This window comes from Pseudomonas sp. KBS0710, assembly GCF_005938045.2.
GTDB lineage: Bacteria > Pseudomonadota > Gammaproteobacteria > Pseudomonadales > Pseudomonadaceae > Aquipseudomonas.
On sequence record NZ_VCCF02000001.1, the window covers coordinates 5,402,461 to 5,422,574 of the forward strand.

Consider the following 20,114-nt stretch of genomic DNA (forward strand, 5'->3'; position numbering starts at 1 on the left):
AGTACCAGGCTGGTGTCGTGTATCGAAATTGGGTGCGCAGCAATCGCCGGTACTCGTCTTTCGGACAATGGAGCGTCGTAGATGAGTAACAAGAATAACGATGACTTGAAACGCCAGGCCTCGGAAAACACCCTGGGGCTGAACCCGATCATCGCGTTACGCAAAAAGGATTTATTGGCCTCAGCGAAGATGGTGCTGACCCAAGCCATCAAGCAACCGTTGCACAGCGTCAAACACGTCGCGCATTTTGGCGTGGAATTGAAGAACGTGATGTTCGGCAAGTCCGCACTGGCCCCCGAAGGCGATGACCGTCGCTTCAACGACCCGGCGTGGAGCCAGAACCCGCTCTACAAGCGCTACCTGCAAACCTACCTGGCGTGGCGCAAGGAACTGCACGACTGGATCGGCGACAGCAACCTGTCCGAACAGGACATCAGCCGAGGCCACTTCGTGATCAACCTGATGACCGAAGCCATGGCCCCGACCAACAGCGCGGCCAACCCGGCGGCAGTCAAACGCTTCTTTGAAACCGGCGGCAAAAGCCTGCTTGATGGCCTGTCCCATTTAGCCAAAGACATGGTGCACAACGGCGGCATGCCCAGCCAAGTGAACATGGGCGCCTTTGAAGTGGGCAAGACCCTGGGCACCACCGAAGGCGCGGTGGTCTTTCGTAACGACGTGCTGGAGCTGATCCAGTACAAGCCCATCACCGAGCAGGTGCACGAGCGCCCACTGCTGGTGGTGCCGCCGCAGATCAACAAATTCTATGTATTCGACTTGTGCCCGGAAAAGAGCCTGGCGCGCTTCTGCCTGCGCAATGGCCAGCAGACGTTTATCGTCAGCTGGCGCAACCCGACCAAGGCGCAACGCGAGTGGGGCCTGTCGACCTATATCGAGGCGCTCAAGGAAGCGGTGGATGTGGTCACGGCGATTACCGGCAGCAAAGACGTGAACATGCTCGGCGCCTGCTCCGGTGGTATCACCTGCACCGCGCTGCTGGGCCACTACGCGGCGCTGGGCGAGAAGAAGGTCAACGCCCTGACCCTGCTGGTGAGTGTGCTGGACACCACACTGGACACCCAGGTGGCGCTGTTCGTCGACGAACAGACCCTGGAGGCGGCCAAGCGCCACTCCTACCAGGCCGGCGTGCTGGAAGGCCGTGACATGGCCAAAGTGTTTGCCTGGATGCGCCCCAACGACTTGATCTGGAACTACTGGGTCAATAACTACTTGCTTGGCAACGAGCCGCCGGTGTTCGACATCCTGTTCTGGAACAACGACACCACGCGCCTGCCGGCCGCCTTCCATGGCGATTTGATTGAGCTGTTCAAGAACAACCCGCTGGTACGCGCCAATGCCCTGGAAGTGTGCGGTACGCCGATCGACCTCAAGCAGGTGACCGCCGATATCTATTCCCTGGCCGGCACCAACGACCACATCACGCCGTGGCAGTCGTGCTACAAGTCGGCGCAGTTGTTTGGTGGCAAAGTGGAATTTGTGCTGTCCAGCAGTGGGCATATCCAGAGCATCCTCAACCCGCCAGGCAACCCCAAGGCGCGTTACCAGACCAGCGATGGTTTGGCCGGCAAGCCGCTGGAGTGGCAGGAGAATGCCACCAAGCATACTGACTCCTGGTGGCTGCACTGGCAGGCGTGGCAGGCAGAGCGGGCGGGCAAACTCAAGAAAGCCCCTACAAGCCTGGGTAACAAAGCCTATGCCGCAGCTGAGGCGGCACCGGGTACTTATGTGCACGAACGATAAGCAGATTTTGCGGTAGAAATACGATCAATGTGGGAGCTGGCTTGCCTGCGATAGCGGTGAGCCAGTTAGATGATGAGCTAACTGACAGATGGCTATCGCAGGCAAGCCAGCTCCCACATGAACCGAGTTCTTCCAGACAAATAGCGCCACTTCACAGGGCTTGAGCATGCCGCAACCGTTCATCTTCCGTACCATCGACCTGGATGGCCAGACCATCCGTACGGCGGTACGCCCGGGCAAGCCGCACTTGACGCCGTTGCTGATCTTCAACGGCATCGGCGCCAACCTGGAGCTGGTGTTTCCGTTCGTCCAGGCGCTGGACCCGGACCTGGAAGTGATCGCCTTCGATGTGCCAGGTGTGGGGGGTTCCTCAACGCCCAGCGTGCCCTATCGCTTTCCCGGTTTGGCCAAACTCACCGCACGCATGCTCGATTACCTGGACTATGGCCAGGTGAATGCGGTGGGAGTGTCCTGGGGCGGCGCGTTGGCGCAGCAGTTTGCCTATGACTACCCCGAACGCTGCAAAAAACTGATCCTGGCGGCCACGGCGGCCGGAGCCTTTATGGTGCCGGGCAAACCCAAGGTGCTGTGGCTGATGGCAAGCCCCAGGCGCTACATCCAGCCGTCTCACGTGGTGCGCATTGCACCGATGATTTATGGCGGCTCGTTCCGCCGCGATTCCAAACTGGCCGCCGAACACGCCAGCAAAGTGCGCTCGGCGGGCAAGCTCGGTTATTACTGGCAGCTGTTTGCCGGCCTTGGCTGGACCAGCATTCACTGGCTGCACAAGATCCGCCAACCGACCCTGGTGCTGGCGGGCGACGACGACCCGCTGATCCCGCTGATCAATATGCGCATGCTCGCCTGGCGCATTCCCAACGCACAGTTGCACATCATCGATGATGGCCACTTGTTCCTGATCACCCGCGCCGAAGCTGTGGCGCCGATCATCATGAAGTTTCTTGAAGAGGAGCGCCTGCGTGCGGTGATTCACCCACGACCAGCGGTGTAAGGACTACGCCGCCGCGCAACTTGCCAGGAACCGACTATGGTTCTGAATTGGCGTGCCTGTTGATGGCTTGACGAAGGAGTGTTGGCTCATGCGAGAAAGACCCGTGACGAACCCGGCGCCCACCCCAGCCGCGTTTATCAACGCGCAAAATGCGATCAGTGGCCTGCGGGGCCGGGATTTGCTGGCGACCCTGCGCAGCGTCGCCAACCATGGCTTGCGCAACCCGTTGTACACCGCTCGGCACGCCCTGGCCTTGGGCGGCCAACTCGGCCGCGTGCTGCTGGGTGAAACTGTGCATGCCCCCAACCCCGCCGACAACCGCTTCGCCGATCCCACCTGGGCGCTTAATCCGCTGTACCGGCGCAGCCTGCAAGCCTATTTGAGCTGGCAGAAGCAGACCCGTCACTGGATCGACGACAGCTCGATGAGCGCCGATGACCGCGCCCGTGCACACTTCGCCTTCTCGCTGATCAACGATGCCGTCTCGCCCTCCAACACCTTGCTCAACCCGCTGGCCATCAAGGAGCTGCTCAACTCCGGCGGCAACAGTGTGGTGCGCGGCGTGAGCAATTTGTTTAACGACTTGTTGCACAACAACGGCCTGCCCAGCCAGGTCAACAAACACGCTTTTGAAGTGGGCAAAACGGTGGCAACCACGCCGGGGGCCGTGGTGTTTCGCAACGAGCTGCTGGAGCTGATCCAATACAAGCCCATGAGCGAAAAGCAGTACGCCAAGCCGTTGTTGATCGTGCCGCCGCAAATCAACAAGTACTACATCTTCGACCTCAGCCCCGCCAACAGCTTTGTGCAATACGCCCTCAAAAACGGCCTGCAGACTTTTATGGTCAGCTGGCGTAATCCCGATGTACGTCACCGCGAATGGGGCCTGTCCACCTATGTGGCGGCACTGGAAGAAGCGCTGAATGTGTGCCGGGCAATCACCGGTGCCCGTGAGGTCAACCTGATGGGCGCCTGCGCCGGTGGCCTGACCATCGCCGCGCTGCAAGGCCACCTGCAAGCCAAGCGCCAGCTGCGGCGAATCTCCAGCGCCAGCTACCTGGTGAGCCTGCTGGACAGCCAGATCGACAGCCCCGCCACCTTGTTTGCCGATGAACAGACCCTCGAAGCCGCCAAGCGCCGCTCCTACCAGCAAGGTGTACTCGACGGCCGCGACATGGCCAAGGTCTTCGCCTGGATGCGCCCCAACGACCTGATCTGGAACTACTGGATCAATAACTACCTGCTTGGCAAAGAGCCGCCGGCGTTCGACATCCTCTACTGGAACAACGACAACACGCGCCTGCCCGCCGCGTTGCATGGCGACCTGCTGGACTTCTTCAAGCACAACCCACTCAGCCACCCGGGCGGCCTGGAGGTGTGCGGCACGCCTATCGACCTGCAAAAAGTCACCGTGGACAGTTTCAGCGTGGCCGGCATCAACGACCACATCACGCCGTGGGACGCGGTGTACCGCTCCACGCAACTGCTGGGCGGCGAGCGGCGCTTTGTACTGTCCAACAGCGGGCATATCCAGAGCATCCTCAACCCGCCGGGCAACCCCAAGGCCAACTACGTCGAGAACCCCAAGCTGAGCAGCGACCCGCGTGCCTGGTACTACGACGCCAGCCACGTCGAAGGCAGCTGGTGGCCGCAATGGCTGGCGTGGATCCAGCAACGTTCGGGCGTGCAACGCGAAACCCTCACCGCCCTGGGCAACCAGAATTACCCACCGATGGAAGCGGCGCCGGGCACTTACGTGCGGGTGCGCTGAGCTCAACGATCAGATTAAGAAGACTGGATGAAGACCCGCGACCGTATCCTTGAATGTGCCCTGCAGTTGTTCAACCACAAGGGCGAGCCGAACGTGTCGACCATGGAAGTGGCGAATGAAATGGGGATCAGCCCCGGCAACCTCTACTACCACTTCCATGGCAAGGAGCCGTTGGTGCTCGGGTTGTTCGAGCGTTTCCAGAATGAACTGGCGCCGCTGCTCGACCCGCCGGCGGATGCGCAGCTCAAACCTGAAGATTACTGGCTGTTCCTGCACCTGATCATTGAGCGCATGGCCCATTACCGGTTCCTGTTCCAGGACCTGTCGAACCTGGCCGGGCGCCTGCCCAAGCTGGCCAAGGGCATTCGCAACTTGCTCACGGCGCTCAAACGCACCCTGGCTTCGCTGCTTGCGCGCTTGAAGGCGGCGGGGCAGTTGGTCAGCGATACACAGGCATTGGGGCAATTGGTGGAACAGATCACCATGACCCTGCTGTTTTCCCTGGACTACCAGCGGATTCTCGACCGCGAGGGCGAGGTGCGGGTGGTGGTGTACCAGATCATGATGCTGGTAGCGCCGCACCTGTTGCTACCGGCGCGGCAGGCGACTGAGCGGTTTGCGCTCAAATATCTGGATGACGCGGATTGAAAATGTGGAACATTTGGCCTTAAGTGTTCTTGAGAGAGCGCCAAAAAAAACGCCCGACCTTCACAGGCCGGGCGTTTTTTGTGCCCTGAAAAAATCAGGACTGACTGGATGGCGTCGGGGTTACCGGCGTTGCAGTCGGGGCAGTAGCAGCATGGGTCGGTGCGGACACCGAATTGGCTGTCGAAGCGCTTGGTGCTGGGGTTGCAGGTTTGGCCGCAACAGCAGGCTTGGGCGCCGCAGGCTTCTTGGCAACGGCTGGCTTCTTCGCGGCGGCAGGTTTTGCCGCAGGCTTGGCAGCCACTGGTTTTGCTGCAGCAGGCTTGGCAGCAGCTTTAGCAGCAGCTGGCTTGGCTGCTGGTTTGGCAGCGGCCGGCTTGGCAGCAGGTTTGGCAGCTGCGGTTTTAGCCGCAGGCTTGGCTGCCGCTTTAGCAGCCGGTTTAGCCGCAGGCTTGGCAGCGGCCTTAGCGGCAACGGGTTTTGCTGCAGACTTGGCGGCCGGTTTGGCAGCTGCAGTTTTAGCAGCAGGTTTTGCTGCGGCTTTAGCCGGGGCCTTGGCCGCAGGTTTGGCAGCTGGCTTGGCCGCCGCTTTAACCAGTGGCTTGGCAGCGGTTTTTGCAGCCGGTTTAGCCGCCGCAGTTTTAGCCGCAGGCTTGGCAGCCGGTTTAGCGGCGGCGGTTTTGGCTGGAGCCACTTTAGCGCCGGTGAGTTTTTCGATTTGCTTGGTCAGGGTATCGACCTTGCTGTGCAGCGTCTTCAGTTCCGCTTTGCTGGGCACGCCCAGTCGCGAAATGGCACTGTTGAGACGCTTGTCGAAGGTTTCTTCCAACTTGCCCCAAGTGTCAGAAATGCTCGACTTGGCGGAGCCGGCAGAGGCCTTGGCCGCTTCAACTTTTTTACCAACCGTGGTCTTGGTCAACTTCTCGGCCTTTTCGCCGTCCTTGACCAATGTCTCGAAGTATTTGCCGCCGTCACTGCTAACCTTCGAGTACACGCCTAAACCAGCAAGCCAGATCTTACGGGAATATTTTTCAACCTCCCCGATCCACGAGCTGCCTTCTTTCTGAGTAGTCTTTTTAACAGCCATCCCGATGTCTCCTTAGTGTTTACGCGCGACACGTTCTAGCAATGTCGTCAGCTCTTCGAGCTTAGCAGAGAGTGTCTCCACGTCATGTTTAGACGCAATGCCGATCCGATTCAAGGCACTTGCAACACGCGTGTCAAAAGCTTTTTCAACTTTATCGAGTTGAACTTCAACCAAACCTTTGACGCTGGAGACATTACTCTTTACTTGGTCAATCTGACTGTTGGCAGCATCAAGTTGTTCAACCACAACTTTTTTGCCTTTACTTTCAACATGTTGACCGGTCTTGACCAGCTCTTTGAAGTACTCGCCGCCTTCGCTGCCGACCTTGGCATAGGCGCCAAGTCCTGCCAGCCAGATCTTGCGGGCGTAGCTTTTAACGTCACTCAGGGCAGTGGACTGAAGGTCGATTTTTTTCTTCAAAATAACTTTGGCCATGGTGCACCTCACGCAGATTAGGGTCGAGGAACGGCCCGCAGGAGTTGAGGGCTTGGGCACAAAGTAGGCTGGAAAATTAGAATCGGCACCCTAAGAACACATCGATCAGGCCAACGCCTTATCCAAGGCTTTCTCGATTTCGGACTTGATGGTGCCGCTCATGGCCGACATCAACAGGCCAAGTTCCACATCAATACGCAGCGATTCATCGGCGACTAACACCGTGCCTTTAACCCCCGAACGCTTGAGGTTCAGGCTATCGCCCGACCATGATGACTCAAGGCCATATTGCTCCTTGAGTTTGTGCGCCAACTTCTCGGCCTTCGCGCGCGCGCCTTCTTTACCCAGGGAATGTGCACGCTCAACGGTAATACGGGCCATTGCAATGACTCCTCTTTATAACGACTCAGAACACCTGCCATGCGGCAAAAGGTCTCGATGAACACCTATCTTACCTTCAGCCTTGCCAAGACAAAGCAGGCGGTGGGGATTATCATGTCCCGCATTCTCTTTTGGTGACAGCGATATGACTGATCAGCGCAAAGGCAGCGATGCCGAACCCACCACTCACTTCGGCTTCAAGAACGTTCCGGAAAGCCAGAAAGCGGAAAAAGTCGCTGAGGTGTTCCATTCCGTTGCGGCCAAGTACGACCTGATGAACGACGTGCTCTCGGGCGGCATGCACCGCCTGTGGAAGCGCTTCACCATCGAGTTGTCGGGTGTACGCACCGGCAACCGCGTGCTCGATATCGCCGGCGGCACGGGCGATCTGGCGGCCAAGTTCTCCAAGCTGGTTGGCCCGACCGGCCAGGTCGTGCTGGCGGACATCAACGGTTCAATGCTCAAGGTCGGCCGTGATCGCCTGCTGGATAAAGGCGTGGCCGGCAATATCGAGTTCGTACAGGCCGACGCTGAAAAGCTGCCGTTCCCGGACAACCATTTCGACTGCGTGACCATCGCCTTCGGCCTGCGCAACGTGACCCATAAAGAGGACGCGATCCGCTCGATGCTGCGCGTACTCAAGCCGGGCGGCCGCCTGTTGGTGCTGGAGTTCTCCAAGCCGACCAACGCGCTGATGTCCAAGGTCTACGACACCTACTCGTTCGCCTTCATGCCGTTGATGGGCAAGCTGATCACCAATGACGCCGAGAGCTACCGCTACCTGGCCGAATCGATCCGCATGCACCCCGACCAGGAAACCCTGAAGTCGATGATGGTAGAAGCCGGTTTCGACCGCGTGACCTACCACAACATGACCTCAGGCATTGTCGCCCTGCACCGCGGCATCAAGCCCTGATGCTGTTCGCCGGCCTCCTCGCCAGCGTCGAACACGGCATCAACCGTGTCCTGCGCTTGGACAGCACCGCCCTGGCGCGGCTTGCGCACTTGAACGGCAAAGTCATTGCCGTCGATTGCACCAGCCCCGCCTTGCAGCTGTTTATCCTGCCCAGCGATGAAGGCCTGCTGCTCGCCGGCACCTGGGCCGCCGAGGCCGACTGCACCCTGCGCGCTCCCGCCTCGAGCCTCTTGCACCTGGCGCTGAGCCGCAACAAGACCGCCATCCTGCACAGCCCCGAAGTGGAGCTGGAAGGCGACAGCGCGGTGCTGATGGACCTGGCCGCCGTGCTGCAAGACCTGGAACTGGATTGGGAATACGAGCTGTCACGCTGGATCGGCCCGGTGGCCACCCAGTTGATCAGCGGGCACCTGCGCAGCCGCTCGCGCTGGTACCAGCAAGGGTTCGCCAGCCTTAACCAGAACCTTGCCGAATACCTGAGCGAAGAATCGCGCACCCTGGTCGGAGAACGGGAAGCGCAAGCGCGCTTTCGTGAACTCGACAAGGCCAAAATCGACCTGGAACGCCTTGAGGCACGCTTCGAGCGCCTGAGCCGTTCCCTTGATCCAAGCGATAACGCATGAAGCTGCTCGCCGTCCGCCGTTTGTTTCGTATCCAGCGCGTCGTAATCCGCTACCGCCTCGATGACCTGCTGTTCGCCCTACCGTTGCCGTGGTTTCTGCTGGCCGTGCGTTATGTGTTGCCGTGGCGCTGGTTCCCGCGCAAACCGCTGGAGCTGAGCCGTGGCGCGCGCCTGCGCCTGGCGTTGCAGGACCTGGGGCCGATCTTTATCAAGTTCGGGCAGATCCTCTCCACCCGTCGCGACTTGCTGCCCGAAGACATCGCCGACGAACTGATGCTGTTGCAGGATCGCGTACCGCCGTTTGATTCCCAGCAGTCGATGAAGCTGATCGAAGAACAGCTGGGCCAGAAAATCAGTGAGGTGTTCAGCCGCTTTGACGTCGAGCCGCTGGCCTCGGCCTCGGTAGCCCAAGTACACGCCGCGCAGCTCAAGACCGGCGAAGAAGTGGTGGTGAAGGTGATTCGCCCAGGCCTCAAGCCGATCATCGGCCAGGACCTGGCGTGGCTGTTTATCCTCGCCCGCGCTGCCGAACGTTTCAGCGCCGACGCGCGCCTGCTGCACCCGGTGGACGTGGTCGCCGACTACGAAAAAACCATCTACGACGAACTCGACCTGCTGCGCGAAGCGGCAAACGCCAGCCAGCTCAAGCGCAACTTCGAAGGCTCGCCATTACTGTACGTGCCGCAAGTGTATTGGGACTGGTGCCGCCCCAAAGTGCTGGTGATGGAGCGCATCTACGGTGTGCAGGTCACCGACCTCGCGACCCTGGCCGACCAGCGCACCGACATGAAGATGCTCGCCGAGCGCGGCGTGGAGATTTTCTTCACCCAGGTGTTCCGCGACAGCTTCTTCCACGCCGACATGCACCCGGGCAACATTTTCGTCAGCACCGTCAACCCGTGGAGCCCGCAATACATTGCGATCGACTGCGGCATCGTCGGCAGCCTGACCCCGGAAGACCAGGATTACCTGGCGCGTAACCTGTTCGCCTTCTTCAAGCGCGACTACCGCCGCGTGGCGCAGTTGCACATCGATTCGGGCTGGGTGCCGGCCGAAACCAAGCTCAACGAATTCGAGGCGGCGATCCGCACCGTGTGCGAGCCGATCTTTGAAAAACCGTTAAAAGATATTTCCTTCGGCCAGGTGTTGATGCGCCTGTTCCAGACCGCGCGGCGCTTCAACATGGAAGTGCAGCCACAGCTGGTGCTGCTGCAAAAAACCTTGCTCAACATCGAAGGCCTGGGCCGCCAGCTGTACCCGGACCTGGACCTGTGGAACACCGCGCAGCCGTTCCTGGAACGCTGGATGCGCGAGCGCGTCAGCCCGAAAACCCTGCTGGGCAACCTGCACAGCCAGTTCGAACAACTGCCGCACCTGGCCAACATGACCCGCGACCTGCTGGAGCGCATGTCCCAGCCCCATGCCAAAGACCCGGCGCCACCGTGGCAGAAGCGCAAGGACGACTGGTTCCTGCGCCTGCTGGGCGCCGCGCACCTGGTCGGCGGCGTGATGCTCGCCATTGGCGGGCCGTTGAACCAACTGGGCCACTGGCCGGCTGGCATCATGGTCGCCGTGGGTGTTTATCTGATCGTGCGCCGATAGCCGATCCGGTTATACACTGTCGCAAATTGCCGGAGCCGAACATGAAAGACTGGCTGGACGAGATCAAGTGGGACAGTGACGGCCTGGTGCCGGCCATTGCCCAGGACTACAAGACCGGGCGCGTGCTGATGATGGCCTGGATGAACCGCGAGGCCTTGAGCCTCACCGCCACTGAGCAGCGCGCCATTTACTGGTCACGTTCGCGTGGCAAACTGTGGCGCAAGGGCGAAGAGTCCGGGCACGTGCAGACCCTGCACGAGATGCGCATCGACTGTGACGCCGACGTGGTGATCCTGATGGTCGAGCAGATCGGCGATATCGCCTGCCATACCGGCCGTCACAGCTGCTTCTATCGCGTGTTCGAGAACGGCGAGTGGAAGGTTGTGGAGCCGGTGCTCAAAGACCCGCACGCCATTTACTCCGCAGGACACTGAACATGAGCGATACCCTGAACCGTGTGGCCCAGGTGCTGGAAGACCGCAAAGGTGCGGATGCCGACAGCTCCTATGTCGCCAGCCTGTACCACAAGGGCTTGAACAAGATTCTGGAAAAACTGGGCGAGGAGTCGATCGAGACGATTATTGCCGCCAAGGATGCGCAAATCAGCGGTGATTACAGTGATGTAATCTACGAGACCGCAGACTTGTGGTTCCATAGCCTGGTCATGCTTGCCCAACTGGGGCAGCACCCACAGGCCGTGTTGGATGAACTGGACCGTCGCTTCGGCTTGTCCGGGCACGCCGAAAAGGCCTCGCGCCCGTCCGCCTGAATAACTTTTACAGAGGAATTGCAGCATGGGCATTTTTGACTGGAAACACTGGATCGTCATTCTGGTGGTGGTGGTACTGGTGTTCGGCACCAAGAAACTCAAGAACCTGGGCACTGACGTGGGCGAGTCCATCAAGGGCTTTCGTAAAGCCATGAACGACGACGAGAAACCGGCCGACCCGATGGCCAACCCAGTGCCGCCGGCCCAGCCCGTTCACCCGCAGGCCACCCAGCCGATCACCGAGCGTCGTACCTTCGACGTGCAGGCTGAAAAAGTCCAAGAGCCGACCCGCAAAGACTCGTGAGCACTGACTAATGTTTGGTATCAGCTTCTCTGAACTGCTGCTCGTCGGCCTCGTGGCCTTGCTGGTACTCGGGCCGGAACGCCTGCCCGGTGCCGCACGCACGGCCGGCCTGTGGATCGGGCGCCTGAAACGCAGTTTCAACGCCATCAAACAGGAAGTTGAACGGGAAATCGGCGCCGACGAGATCCGCCGCCAGCTGCACAACGAACATATCCTGTCGTTGGAGCAAGAGGCGCGCAAGATCCTGTCGCCGGTGCAGGAGCCCGCCAAACCGGTGGAACCTGTGATCGAAAACAGCATTGCCCCGGCCGCCGAAGCGCCGCCACCCGCGCCCGCCCCGACTGAGCCAGCGCCGACGCCCATGGCGTCGCCCGCTCCCCATGACCCTACATTGCCGCCGCGAGCCCCATGAGCGCTGATAAACCGGAAAACGACCAGCACATGCCGCTGGTCTCGCACCTCACCGAGTTGCGGACCCGCCTGCTGCGTTGCGTAGCGGCCATCTTCATCATCTTTGCCGGGCTGTTCGCCTTCACCCAGCAGATCTACACCTTCGTCTCCACGCCCTTGCGCCAGTACCTGCCGGCCGGCGCGACGATGATCGCCACCGACGTGTCGTCGCCGTTCCTGACGCCGTTGAAGCTGACCATGATGGTCTCGCTGTTCCTGGCGATCCCGGTGATCCTGCACCAGATCTGGGGCTTTATTGCACCGGGCCTGTACAAGCATGAGAAGCGCATTGCGGTGCCGTTACTGGTGTCGAGCATCCTGCTGTTCTATACCGGCATGGCCTTCGCGTATTTCCTGGTGTTCCCGCTGATCTTCAAGTTCTTCGCCGCCGCCACCCCGGCCGGCGTGGAAATGATGACCGACATCACCAGCTACCTCGACTTCGTGATGACGCTGTTCTTCGCCTTTGGCGTGGCCTTCGAAATCCCGGTGGCCGTGGTGCTGCTGGTGTGGATCGGCGTGGTCGACGTTAAATACCTGAAGAAAGTGCGCCCGTACGTGATCATCGGCTGCTTCGTGGTAGGCATGATCCTCACGCCGCCGGACATCTTCTCGCAGACCTTGCTGGCCGTGCCAATGTGGATGCTGTTTGAGATTGGCATCCTGTTCAGCAGCTTGATCACCAAGCGCGGCGAACACCCGGATGACCAACCCGCCGACGACGACCAGCCGCCAGCGACGCAACCGTGAACCTGCTTTTGCTTGAGGAGGCCGACTTTATCGCGGCCGACCGGGTGATCCTGCGTGATCGGCGCCTGGTGCATATGCAGGAAGTCCACCGCGCGGTGGTGGGCGACAACCTACGGGTCGGCCGTATTGGCGGGCTGATGGGCAATGCGCAACTGCTGCGCCTGGAAGCGGGTGAAGCCGAGCTGCAAGTGAGCTTCGACCAGCCACCACCGACCAAACTGCCGCTGACCCTGCTGTTGGCCCTGCCGCGTCCGAAGATGCTGCGCCGGGTGCTGCAAACCGTCGCGGCGATGGGCGTGCCGAAAGTAGTACTGGTCAACAGTTACCGGGTTGAAAAGAGCTTCTGGCAAACCCCGTTCCTGGAGCCGGAGGCGGTGCGCGAGCAACTGATCCTGGGCCTGGAGCAGGCACGGGACACGGTGCTGCCCGAGATCATCATCGAAAAGCGCTTCAAGCCGTTCGTCGAGGACCGCCTGCCATCCATGACCGCAGGCACCCTAGGCCTGATCGGCCACCCCGGCGATTACCCGGCGTGCCCGCGTGGCCTGGATGAGCCGGTGACCCTCGCCATCGGCCCCGAAGGCGGCTGGATCCCCTACGAGGTGGAGCTGTTGGCCAAGGCCGGCTTGCAACCGGTGCAGTTGGGTGCACGCATCCTGCGCGTAGAAACCGCCGTGACCGCCCTGCTCGCCCGGTTGTTCTGAACCCCGACCCGCCCCGAAAAAATGTGGGAGCTGGCTTGCCTGCGATTGCATCACCTGGGTATGCCTGATGTACCGAGGTGCCTGCATCGCAGGCAAGCCAGCTCCCACATTGGTTCTGAGCACCTACAGAAATTTCCTGCGCAGCCGATAGCCTTTGAATAAGTCCAAGCCTTGTTCCAAAGGAGATCGCAGCATGTATCGTTGGTTAGCCGAAAAACTGGGGAATGTGAGCGTCAATCGCAAGCTGAGCATTGGCTTTGGCTTGGTATTGATCCTGACGCTGTTGACCACCTTCACCGGCTGGACCGGCTTGGGCGACGTGATCAGTCGCGGCGACAAGCTGGGATTCATCTCCAGCCTCAACGGCCTGACCAAAGACCTGCGCCTGGCGCGCCTGGACTTTGAAATGCGCCGGGGCGAACAAGGCACCGACGCGGTCAACAGCCTGCTGAAGCAATTGGACGATGGCCTCAAAACCGCCGAAACGCTGATCGAGCAACCCAACGACAAAGCCTTGGTCGAGCAACAGTTGGAAGCCTTGGGCCAATACAAAAAGGCCTTCGGCGCCATGGTCCTGGCCGGCCTCAAGCGCGAGGGTGCGCGCAGCAAGCTCGGCGACACCGCCGACAACGCCGTGGCCAAGATCAACGAAATCGAAGCAGCCCTGCTGCAAGGCGACAGCGTCACGCAGTTCAACAGCGTGGTCGACCTGAGCAAGTTGATCCAACAGTCGCGCTTCCAGGTGCGCGGTTATACCTACAGCGGCAAGACCGAGGCCGAGCAACCGGCACTGGATGCCATCGACAATGCCCTGAAGAAAATCACCGATCTGCAAGGCAAGCTGCCTGAGCAATACCAGGCCAACCTGCAAGAGGCCGGCGTGTCACTGCAAGCCTACCGCGCCGCCGTCAGCCAGTACCGTGACTCCCAGGTGGCCAGTGCGGCCGCGCTGAAAATCATGACTGCTCAGGGCGATATCCTGCTGGGGCACAGTGAAAAACTCACCATCTCCCAAACCGCCGTGCGCGATGCCGATGCCGCCCACGCTAAACAGCTGTTGCTGCTGGCCACCGTGCTGGCGCTGATCTTCGGCATTCTCGCCGCCTGGGCAATCACCCGCCAGATCGTGATCCCGCTCAACCAAACCCTCAAAGTCGCCGAACGCGTGGCCTCGGGCGATCTGAGCCATAACCTCAACTCCGCCCGCCAGGACGAATTGGGCCAGTTGCAACGCGCCATGCAGAGCATGACCGTCGGCCTGCGCGAGTTGATCGGCGGTATCAGCGACGGCGTCACCCAGATCGCCAGCGCTGCCGAACAACTGTCGGCCGTGACCGAACAGACCAGCGCCGGGGTCAACAGCCAGAAGGTCGAGACCGACCAGGTGGCCACCGCCATGAACGAAATGGCTGCCACCGTGCAAGAAGTGGCACGCAACGCCGAAGAAGCCTCTGAAGCTGCCGTGGCGGCAGACCAACAGGCCCGTGAAGGCGACAAGGTGGTGGGTGAAGCCATCGCGCAGATCGAGCGCCTGGCCACTGAGGTCGGTAACTCCACGGTGGCCATGGGCGACCTCAAGCGCGAAAGCGACAAGATCGGCAGCGTGCTTGATGTGATCAAGTCGGTGGCCCAACAAACCAACCTGCTGGCGCTGAACGCGGCGATTGAAGCGGCGCGGGCCGGTGAGGCCGGTCGCGGCTTTGCGGTGGTGGCCGATGAGGTGCGCAGCCTTGCGCAGCGCACGCAGAAGTCCACCGAGGAGATCGAAGAGCTGATCGTCGGCCTGCAAAACGGCACCCAGCAGGTGGCGACCATCATGGACAACAGCCGTGGCCTCACCGACAGCAGCGTCGAGCTGACCCGTCGCGCCGGCAACGCGCTGAGCAATATCACGCGCACGGTTTCGACTATCCAGGCGATGAACTCGCAGATCGCCACCGCTGCCGAGCAACAGAGCGCTGTGGCCGAGGAGATCAACCGCAGCGTGCTGAATGTGCGCGACGTGTCTGAACAGACCTCCTCGGCCAGCGAGGAAACTGCCGCCTCGAGTGCCGAACTGGCACGCTTGGGGGTCTATTTGCAGTCTCTGGTCGGGCGCTTCCGCATCTGACCCGCACCTACGCGGCGGCCGGATCAAGGCCGCCGCAACTTGTGAAATTTCCTACGTAGTTATCAGCCCGCCACGACCTCGAATCGATTTAGCGTTTCAGCTGTTGCGAAATGCTTCCCCAGATTTGGAGGTTCACCATGTTCCCTCGGCTGACCCGTTTGCTGGTCAACGCCAGCATCCGTCTCAAACTCGCACTGGGTTTCGGCCAAGTGTTGATCTTAAGTATCCTGATCGCCGCGACCGGCTGGCAGGCCTTGAACGACGTGCTTTATCGCTCAAACAGCCTGACGACCCTTGGGCAACTGGCCCTTGACGCCGAGGCCATGCGCGCCGACAGGATCGTGTACCGCACCCTGACAGACGCCAGCAGCCTGGCCAAAATGCATGCGCAGACCGAAACGATCGACCAGCGATTGGCCGACCTTTCAAGCCGCCTCAAAGAGCCGGCCGACGTGCAACGACTGCAGGAAGCGACACGCTTGATGGCGAGCGTCAAGACAGCGCTGGCGGACTTGCCCGCGTTGATCCAGCAACGCGAGCGCATCGGCCCGGCCCTCAAGAAAACCGCACTGCAGGCCAGCGACAGCCTCGCCCAGTTCGCCAGCGATTTGCCCAACCAGGAAGACGAAAAAGCCTTGGACGCCATCGAGAACCTGCGCCAGGCCATGGAGCAGGCCGAAGATCGCGCTCAGAGCCCGGCCTGGGCCGCGGAGTCGTTGCAAGCCTATACAGAGGCACTTGTTCAGGCACTCGACGCCCTGAATGTGGCACAAGCGGCGGTAACCGCACTGCCCGTGGACGCGGCGCTGCTCAAAGCCGACCTGGCCAACTATCGCGAACAATTGACCAAGCTCAAGGACGCACAGCTCAACACCGAGACCCTGCAAAACCGCTTTGAACAGCAGCTCAATGATTTGCGCGAGCAAAGCCATCAACTGAGCGAGGATCAGAACACCAAGCGTGACAGCGAAGCCGAGCAGACCCGCACACGGTTGCTGAGCGTTACCGTGGCGGCCTTGCTACTCGGTGTACTCGCCGCCTGGTGGATCGCTCGGCAAGTAGTCGTGCCTTTGCGCGCAATCCTTACGACCGCACACCGTATTGCTGACGGCGACCTGAGCCGGGACATTGAAGAGGACCGTCGCGATGAGCTGGGCCAGTTGCAGCAGAGCATCGGGCAAATGACCCGCAACCTGCGCAACCTGATCAGCGGTATCGGCGACAGCGCCCGGCAGATCGCCAGTGCCGCAACGCAGTTATCCGCCGTCACCGAACAGACTCGCGCCGGGGTCAACGACCAGAAGGACGAAACCGATCAGGTGGCCACCGCAATGAATGAAATGCTCGCCACTGCCCAGGAGGTCGCGCGGCACGCCGAGCAGGCGTCCGTGGCGGCCAATGAAGCGGACCAGGAGGCCGGTGCCGGCGAAAAAGTGGTGACCCAGGCGGTGGAACAAATCGGCCATTTGGCCCATGAGATGGCGCGCTCGAGCCAGGCGATGATTGCGCTGCAACACGAAAGCCAGAAGATCGGCAGCGTGCTGGACGTGATCAAGTCAGTGTCCCAGCAAACCAACCTGCTGGCCCTGAACGCTGCCATTGAAGCGGCGCGCGCGGGCAGTGCCGGCCAGGGTTTTGCGGTAGTGGCCGACGAAGTGCGCAGCCTGGCCCAGCGCACCCAGGAATCCGCCGAAGAAATCGAGGGGCTGATCCTTGGCTTGAACAACGGCACCCAGCAGGTCGCGGACATAATGGACAACAGCCGCAGCCTGACCGACAACAGCGTCGGCCTGACCCGCGATGCAGGCGATGCCTTGGCAGCGATTGCGCGCACCGTGTCGATCATTCAGGAAATGAACCCGCAGATTGCTGCCGCCGCCGAACAACAGAGCGCGGTGGCGGAAGAGATCAATCGCAGTGTGTTGAAGGTGCGGGATGTCACCGAACAAACCGCTGCGGCCAGTGAGGAAACAGCCGCGGCGAGCGCTCAGTTGACCCGGTTGAGCCTGGATTTGCAGACGTTGGTGGGTAAATTCAGGCTTTGAGGCGTCACTAACGTCGGGACGCGGAGCGTCCCAGGAGGCTTTCCCACGCGGAGCGTGGGAACGATCATTACAGGACTTGGCGCAGGAAGGCTTGGGCGCGCGGGTCTTTCGGCGCATCGAAGAACTCGGCCGGGGCCGCATCTTCGAGCAATTTGCCGTGGTCGAAGAACAGCACACGGTCTGCCACTTCACGGGCAAAGCCCATCTCGTGGGTGACGCAGACCATGGTCATGCCTTCCAAGGCCAGGGTCTTCATCACGTCCAGCACTTCGCCGACCATTTCCGGGTCCAGCGCCGAGGTGGGCTCATCAAACAGCATCACCTTGGGCTCCATGGCCAACGCGCGTGCAATGGCTACCCGTTGTTGCTGGCCACCGGACAAGCGCGATGGAAACTCGTTGGCCTTCTGCGCAATACCGACCTTTTCCAGCAGCGCCAAAGCCTTGGCTTCACGCTCTTGCTTGCCACGCTTGCGCACGACTTTTTGCGCCAGGCACAGGTTTTCCAGCACAGTCATGTGCGGGAACAAATTGAAGTGCTGGAACACCATGCCGACTTCACGGCGATAGGCATTCACGTCGGTTTTGGGGTCGGCCAGCTGCAGGCCGTCGATGCTCACCGAGCCTGAGTCGAACTCTTCCAGGCCGTTAAGGCAGCGCAAAAACGTGGACTTGCCCGAACCCGACGGGCCGATCACCACCAGCACTTCGCCCTTGGCGACTTGGGTGGTGACGTGGTCTACCGCGCGCACTACCTGGCCACGGGTGTCGAAGACTTTTACCAGATCGCGGACTTCAATCACTTTGCGCGAGCCTCCGCTCAAGCCGGCTGGCCATTTTCGACAGCGGCAGGTTGATCAGCAGGTACAGGCCTGCCACACAGAACAGGATTTCAAAGGGCGAGAACGAGGTGGTGATCACTTCACGGCCGCTTTTAAGCAGTTCGGTAATCGCGATCACCGAAACCAGCGAAGTGTCTTTCACCAGGCTGATAAATTGCCCGGCCAATGGCGGCAGTACGCGTTTGAACGCTTGCGGCAACACCACATGACGCATCGACTGGCTGGCGCTCAGCCCCAGGGAGCGTGCGGCTTCGTTCTGGCCACGGGTGATGGACTGCACGCCGGCACGGACGATTTCCGCCACGTAAGCGCCGGTGAACAGCGACAGCGCGGCAATCCCGGCAAATTCGCGGGACAGGTTGAGCACCGTGCCGATGAAGAAGTAGAAAATGAAGATCTGCACCAATAGCGGCGTACCGCGCACCAGTTCGACGTAGATCGTCGACAGATCGCGCAAGGTCGGGTTGCTCGACAGACGGCACAAGCCGGTTGCCAGACCAATCGCCAAACCGAGGATTCCGGAGACCACCGACAACCACAAGGTGGTCCACAAACCCCACATCAGCGGACCCAGCGCCCAATGCCGGGTGACGCCGATAACATCGCCTTCGGCCACGTCGTCACCCCGTGACACTTGCAGGCTGTTGTCGGCCACGGTCAGCTTTTGCTCGGCGCCTGCGTCGTTGCGCAGGGTGACTTCGGCGACGTCGCCGTTGCGCACCAGCTCAATGACAGTGGAGATGTCGGCGGCGCGCTGGGAGGTTTCGGCCTGATAGGCGAAGTACTGCGGCACGCGGTTCCAGCGCCACTCGTAGGACATCAGCGAAGTGGCGTAGTACAACGCGCCGGCCAGGCCAACCAGCACGACCACGGTCAGCAGGTGCCAGGGCCATTGGGCTTTTTTCTGTTTCATTTCACTTTCCGAAGATGTATCGCCTGGCATGCCGTCATCGCGGGCAAGCCCGCTCCCACAAGGGAACGCATTTCAACTGTGGGAGCTGGCTTGCCTGCGATGAAGTCGACTCGGTCTCAGCCCTTATTCCATATCCTTGAGCCACTCGGAGCTCTTGAACCACTTGTCATGGATGCGATCGTAGGTGCCGTCGTTGCGAATCTGGTGCAGGAAGTTGTTGATGTAGTTGAGGCTGTCGTAATCACCCTTTTTCAAGCCAAACGCCAAAGGCTCGAAGGTGAAGGGTTCTTCCAGGAACACCAGCTTGCCGTTACCGACTTTCTTCTCGGCGACCACGTTGTACGGCGCGTCATACACAAAGGCATCGGCCTTGCCGTTGACCACGTCCAGCACGCCTTCCTGCTCGTTGTCATAGCCGTGGTACTTGGCTTTGGAGATCAGCTTCTTGGCAACCATCTCGCCGGTGGTGCCGAGCTTGGAGGTCAGGCGGTACTTCTCGTCGTTGAGGTCTTTGTAGGACTTGATCGTGCCTTCCAGGTCTTTGCGAATCAGCAAGGTCTGGCCGACCACGATGAAGGGTTCGCTGAAGTTCAAGCGCAGGTTGCGCTCCTGGGTCAGGGTCATGCCGCTGCCGATCATGTCGAACTTGCCGGTCAGGAAGGCCGGGATGATGCCGTCATAGCCGGTGGACACCAACTCCAGCTTGACGCCCATGGACTTGGCCATGGCCTTGAGGATGTCGACTTCAAAGCCGATGATTTCACCGCGCTTGTCGGTCATTTCGAACGGCATGTAGGTCGGGTCCATGCCGACTTTCAGCGTGCCGCGCTTGACCGCATCGTCGATGGCGCCAGCATGCGCCGCAGTGGCCGCGACCAGCGCGGTGACGCCAAGCATCAGCATCGAAAGATACTTTTTCATCATCAAGTCCCCTGAAAGATTCTTATAAGGCCGGCGCGCAAAAGGGCTGCACCCATTCGGGGTGCGATCCTAACC

General features: G+C 60.6%; 21 protein-coding genes and 1 pseudogene. 16 read left to right on the plus strand and 6 right to left on the minus strand.

The window, feature by feature from the left end; genetic code table 11:
• Positions 1 to 81 precede the first annotated feature (81 nt).
• The 4 genes from phaC (FFI16_RS24715) (at position 82) to FFI16_RS24730 (ending at position 5,192) form a co-directional block, all read left to right on the plus strand.
• On the plus strand, positions 82 to 1,761 hold the full coding sequence (gene phaC, locus FFI16_RS24715; RefSeq protein WP_138817212.1) for a class II poly(R)-hydroxyalkanoic acid synthase: 1,680 nt from the start codon (positions 82 to 84) through the stop codon (positions 1,759 to 1,761).
• A gap of 166 nt (positions 1,762 to 1,927) precedes the next feature.
• On the plus strand, positions 1,928 to 2,773 hold the full coding sequence (gene phaZ, locus FFI16_RS24720; protein WP_017138580.1) for a poly(3-hydroxyalkanoate) depolymerase: 846 nt from the start codon (positions 1,928 to 1,930) through the stop codon (positions 2,771 to 2,773).
• 88 nt (positions 2,774 to 2,861) lie between these two features.
• Positions 2,862 to 4,544, plus strand: a complete 1,683-nt coding sequence (gene phaC, locus FFI16_RS24725; RefSeq protein WP_138817213.1) for a class II poly(R)-hydroxyalkanoic acid synthase — start codon at positions 2,862 to 2,864, stop codon at positions 4,542 to 4,544.
• A 27-nt stretch (positions 4,545 to 4,571) separates the two neighbouring features.
• Positions 4,572 to 5,192 carry a TetR/AcrR family transcriptional regulator gene (locus FFI16_RS24730; protein WP_138817214.1) on the plus strand — a complete coding sequence of 207 codons (621 nt, stop codon included), beginning with the start codon at positions 4,572 to 4,574 and terminating at the stop codon, positions 5,190 to 5,192.
• Between the two features lie 94 nt (positions 5,193 to 5,286).
• Here FFI16_RS24730 and FFI16_RS24735 read toward each other — a convergent pair whose 3' ends face one another.
• From FFI16_RS24735 to FFI16_RS24745, 3 genes are all read right to left on the minus strand, one after another.
• On the minus strand, positions 5,287 to 6,276 hold the full coding sequence (locus FFI16_RS24735; protein WP_138817215.1) for a phasin family protein: 990 nt from the start codon (positions 6,274 to 6,276) through the stop codon (positions 5,287 to 5,289).
• Between the two features lie 12 nt (positions 6,277 to 6,288).
• The gene (locus FFI16_RS24740) at positions 6,289 to 6,711 is read right to left on the minus strand and encodes a phasin family protein (RefSeq protein ID WP_017138584.1); all 423 of its coding nucleotides are present in this window, start codon (positions 6,709 to 6,711) and stop codon (positions 6,289 to 6,291) included.
• Positions 6,712 to 6,816: 105 nt separating this feature from the next.
• A complete protein-coding gene (locus FFI16_RS24745) occupies positions 6,817 to 7,092 on the minus strand; it encodes a polyhydroxyalkanoic acid system family protein (RefSeq protein WP_017138585.1) in 276 nt (91 codons plus the stop codon).
• A gap of 145 nt (positions 7,093 to 7,237) precedes the next feature.
• Between FFI16_RS24745 and ubiE the strand changes: the two genes are divergently transcribed.
• From ubiE to FFI16_RS24800, 12 genes and pseudogenes are all read left to right on the plus strand, one after another.
• Complete coding sequence (gene ubiE, locus FFI16_RS24750; protein ID WP_003171186.1) at positions 7,238 to 8,008, plus strand: bifunctional demethylmenaquinone methyltransferase/2-methoxy-6-polyprenyl-1,4-benzoquinol methylase UbiE; 771 nt, start codon at positions 7,238 to 7,240, stop codon at positions 8,006 to 8,008.
• A complete protein-coding gene (locus FFI16_RS24755) occupies positions 8,008 to 8,631 on the plus strand; it encodes an SCP2 domain-containing protein (RefSeq protein WP_138817216.1) in 624 nt (207 codons plus the stop codon). Before ubiE ends, FFI16_RS24755 begins: the two co-directional genes overlap by 1 nt.
• Complete coding sequence (gene ubiB, locus FFI16_RS24760; RefSeq protein ID WP_138817217.1) at positions 8,628 to 10,232, plus strand: ubiquinone biosynthesis regulatory protein kinase UbiB; 1,605 nt, start codon at positions 8,628 to 8,630, stop codon at positions 10,230 to 10,232. The genes FFI16_RS24755 and ubiB overlap by 4 nt, the downstream gene beginning before the upstream one ends.
• Before the next feature lie 41 nt (positions 10,233 to 10,273).
• Positions 10,274 to 10,666: a phosphoribosyl-AMP cyclohydrolase gene (gene hisI, locus FFI16_RS24765; protein WP_058423690.1), complete on the plus strand. Its 393-nt coding sequence runs from the start codon at positions 10,274 to 10,276 to the stop codon at positions 10,664 to 10,666.
• A 2-nt stretch (positions 10,667 to 10,668) separates the two neighbouring features.
• Positions 10,669 to 11,001: a phosphoribosyl-ATP diphosphatase gene (locus tag FFI16_RS24770; RefSeq protein WP_017138590.1), complete on the plus strand. Its 333-nt coding sequence runs from the start codon at positions 10,669 to 10,671 to the stop codon at positions 10,999 to 11,001.
• A 25-nt stretch (positions 11,002 to 11,026) separates the two neighbouring features.
• Positions 11,027 to 11,305: a twin-arginine translocase TatA/TatE family subunit gene (locus FFI16_RS24775; RefSeq protein WP_056860633.1), complete on the plus strand. Its 279-nt coding sequence runs from the start codon at positions 11,027 to 11,029 to the stop codon at positions 11,303 to 11,305.
• Positions 11,306 to 11,315: 10 nt separating this feature from the next.
• Positions 11,316 to 11,717: a Sec-independent protein translocase protein TatB gene (tatB, locus tag FFI16_RS24780; protein WP_138817218.1), complete on the plus strand. Its 402-nt coding sequence runs from the start codon at positions 11,316 to 11,318 to the stop codon at positions 11,715 to 11,717.
• A complete protein-coding gene (gene tatC, locus FFI16_RS24785; protein ID WP_065930773.1) occupies positions 11,714 to 12,505 on the plus strand; it encodes a twin-arginine translocase subunit TatC in 792 nt (263 codons plus the stop codon). Before tatB ends, tatC begins: the two co-directional genes overlap by 4 nt.
• Entirely contained in the window at positions 12,502 to 13,209 is a 708-nt protein-coding gene (locus tag FFI16_RS24790) for a 16S rRNA (uracil(1498)-N(3))-methyltransferase (RefSeq protein ID WP_138817219.1), read from the plus strand. The genes tatC and FFI16_RS24790 overlap by 4 nt, the downstream gene beginning before the upstream one ends.
• A gap of 193 nt (positions 13,210 to 13,402) precedes the next feature.
• Positions 13,403 to 14,461: pseudogene (locus FFI16_RS30980) on the plus strand (methyl-accepting chemotaxis protein); the annotation flags it as partial.
• Positions 14,462 to 14,605: 144 nt separating this feature from the next.
• Positions 14,606 to 15,319: a methyl-accepting chemotaxis protein gene (locus FFI16_RS30985; protein ID WP_371923636.1), complete on the plus strand. Its 714-nt coding sequence runs from the start codon at positions 14,606 to 14,608 to the stop codon at positions 15,317 to 15,319.
• A 137-nt stretch (positions 15,320 to 15,456) separates the two neighbouring features.
• Positions 15,457 to 17,364: a methyl-accepting chemotaxis protein gene (locus FFI16_RS24800; protein ID WP_138817221.1), complete on the plus strand. Its 1,908-nt coding sequence runs from the start codon at positions 15,457 to 15,459 to the stop codon at positions 17,362 to 17,364.
• Positions 17,365 to 17,431: 67 nt separating this feature from the next.
• Here the strand turns inward: FFI16_RS24800 and FFI16_RS24805 are convergent, their stop codons facing one another.
• From FFI16_RS24805 to FFI16_RS24815, 3 genes are all read right to left on the minus strand, one after another.
• Positions 17,432 to 18,166: an amino acid ABC transporter ATP-binding protein gene (locus FFI16_RS24805; protein WP_017138597.1), complete on the minus strand. Its 735-nt coding sequence runs from the start codon at positions 18,164 to 18,166 to the stop codon at positions 17,432 to 17,434.
• Positions 18,159 to 19,118 (minus strand): amino acid ABC transporter permease, encoded by a 960-nt coding sequence (locus FFI16_RS24810; RefSeq protein ID WP_138817222.1) that lies wholly within the window; start codon positions 19,116 to 19,118, stop codon positions 18,159 to 18,161. Before FFI16_RS24810 ends, FFI16_RS24805 begins: the two co-directional genes overlap by 8 nt.
• Before the next feature lie 123 nt (positions 19,119 to 19,241).
• Complete coding sequence (locus FFI16_RS24815) at positions 19,242 to 20,039, minus strand: transporter substrate-binding domain-containing protein (RefSeq protein WP_138817223.1); 798 nt, start codon at positions 20,037 to 20,039, stop codon at positions 19,242 to 19,244.
• Positions 20,040 to 20,114: the final 75 nt, after the last annotated feature.

Coding starts and splice junctions, on each gene's coding strand:
- FFI16_RS24730 (WP_138817214.1), top strand. CDS start 4,572: ATGAAGACCCGCGACCGTATCCTTGAATGTGCCCTGCAGTTGTTCAAC.
- phaZ (WP_017138580.1), top strand. CDS start 1,928: ATGCCGCAACCGTTCATCTTCCGTACCATCGACCTGGATGGCCAGACC.
- phaC (WP_138817213.1), top strand. CDS start 2,862: ATGCGAGAAAGACCCGTGACGAACCCGGCGCCCACCCCAGCCGCGTTT.
- FFI16_RS30985 (WP_371923636.1), top strand. CDS start 14,606: ATGAACGAAATGGCTGCCACCGTGCAAGAAGTGGCACGCAACGCCGAA.
- FFI16_RS24800 (WP_138817221.1), top strand. CDS start 15,457: ATGTTCCCTCGGCTGACCCGTTTGCTGGTCAACGCCAGCATCCGTCTC.
- tatB (WP_138817218.1), top strand. CDS start 11,316: ATGTTTGGTATCAGCTTCTCTGAACTGCTGCTCGTCGGCCTCGTGGCC.
- ubiE (WP_003171186.1), top strand. CDS start 7,238: ATGACTGATCAGCGCAAAGGCAGCGATGCCGAACCCACCACTCACTTC.
- FFI16_RS24770 (WP_017138590.1), top strand. CDS start 10,669: ATGAGCGATACCCTGAACCGTGTGGCCCAGGTGCTGGAAGACCGCAAA.
- tatC (WP_065930773.1), top strand. CDS start 11,714: ATGAGCGCTGATAAACCGGAAAACGACCAGCACATGCCGCTGGTCTCG.
- FFI16_RS24745 (WP_017138585.1), bottom strand. CDS start 7,092: ATGGCCCGTATTACCGTTGAGCGTGCACATTCCCTGGGTAAAGAAGGC.
- ubiB (WP_138817217.1), top strand. CDS start 8,628: ATGAAGCTGCTCGCCGTCCGCCGTTTGTTTCGTATCCAGCGCGTCGTA.
- FFI16_RS24735 (WP_138817215.1), bottom strand. CDS start 6,276: ATGGCTGTTAAAAAGACTACTCAGAAAGAAGGCAGCTCGTGGATCGGG.
- FFI16_RS24815 (WP_138817223.1), bottom strand. CDS start 20,039: ATGAAAAAGTATCTTTCGATGCTGATGCTTGGCGTCACCGCGCTGGTC.
- FFI16_RS24775 (WP_056860633.1), top strand. CDS start 11,027: ATGGGCATTTTTGACTGGAAACACTGGATCGTCATTCTGGTGGTGGTG.
- FFI16_RS24810 (WP_138817222.1), bottom strand. CDS start 19,118: ATGAAACAGAAAAAAGCCCAATGGCCCTGGCACCTGCTGACCGTGGTC.
- hisI (WP_058423690.1), top strand. CDS start 10,274: ATGAAAGACTGGCTGGACGAGATCAAGTGGGACAGTGACGGCCTGGTG.
- FFI16_RS24755 (WP_138817216.1), top strand. CDS start 8,008: ATGCTGTTCGCCGGCCTCCTCGCCAGCGTCGAACACGGCATCAACCGT.
- phaC (WP_138817212.1), top strand. CDS start 82: ATGAGTAACAAGAATAACGATGACTTGAAACGCCAGGCCTCGGAAAAC.
- FFI16_RS24740 (WP_017138584.1), bottom strand. CDS start 6,711: ATGGCCAAAGTTATTTTGAAGAAAAAAATCGACCTTCAGTCCACTGCC.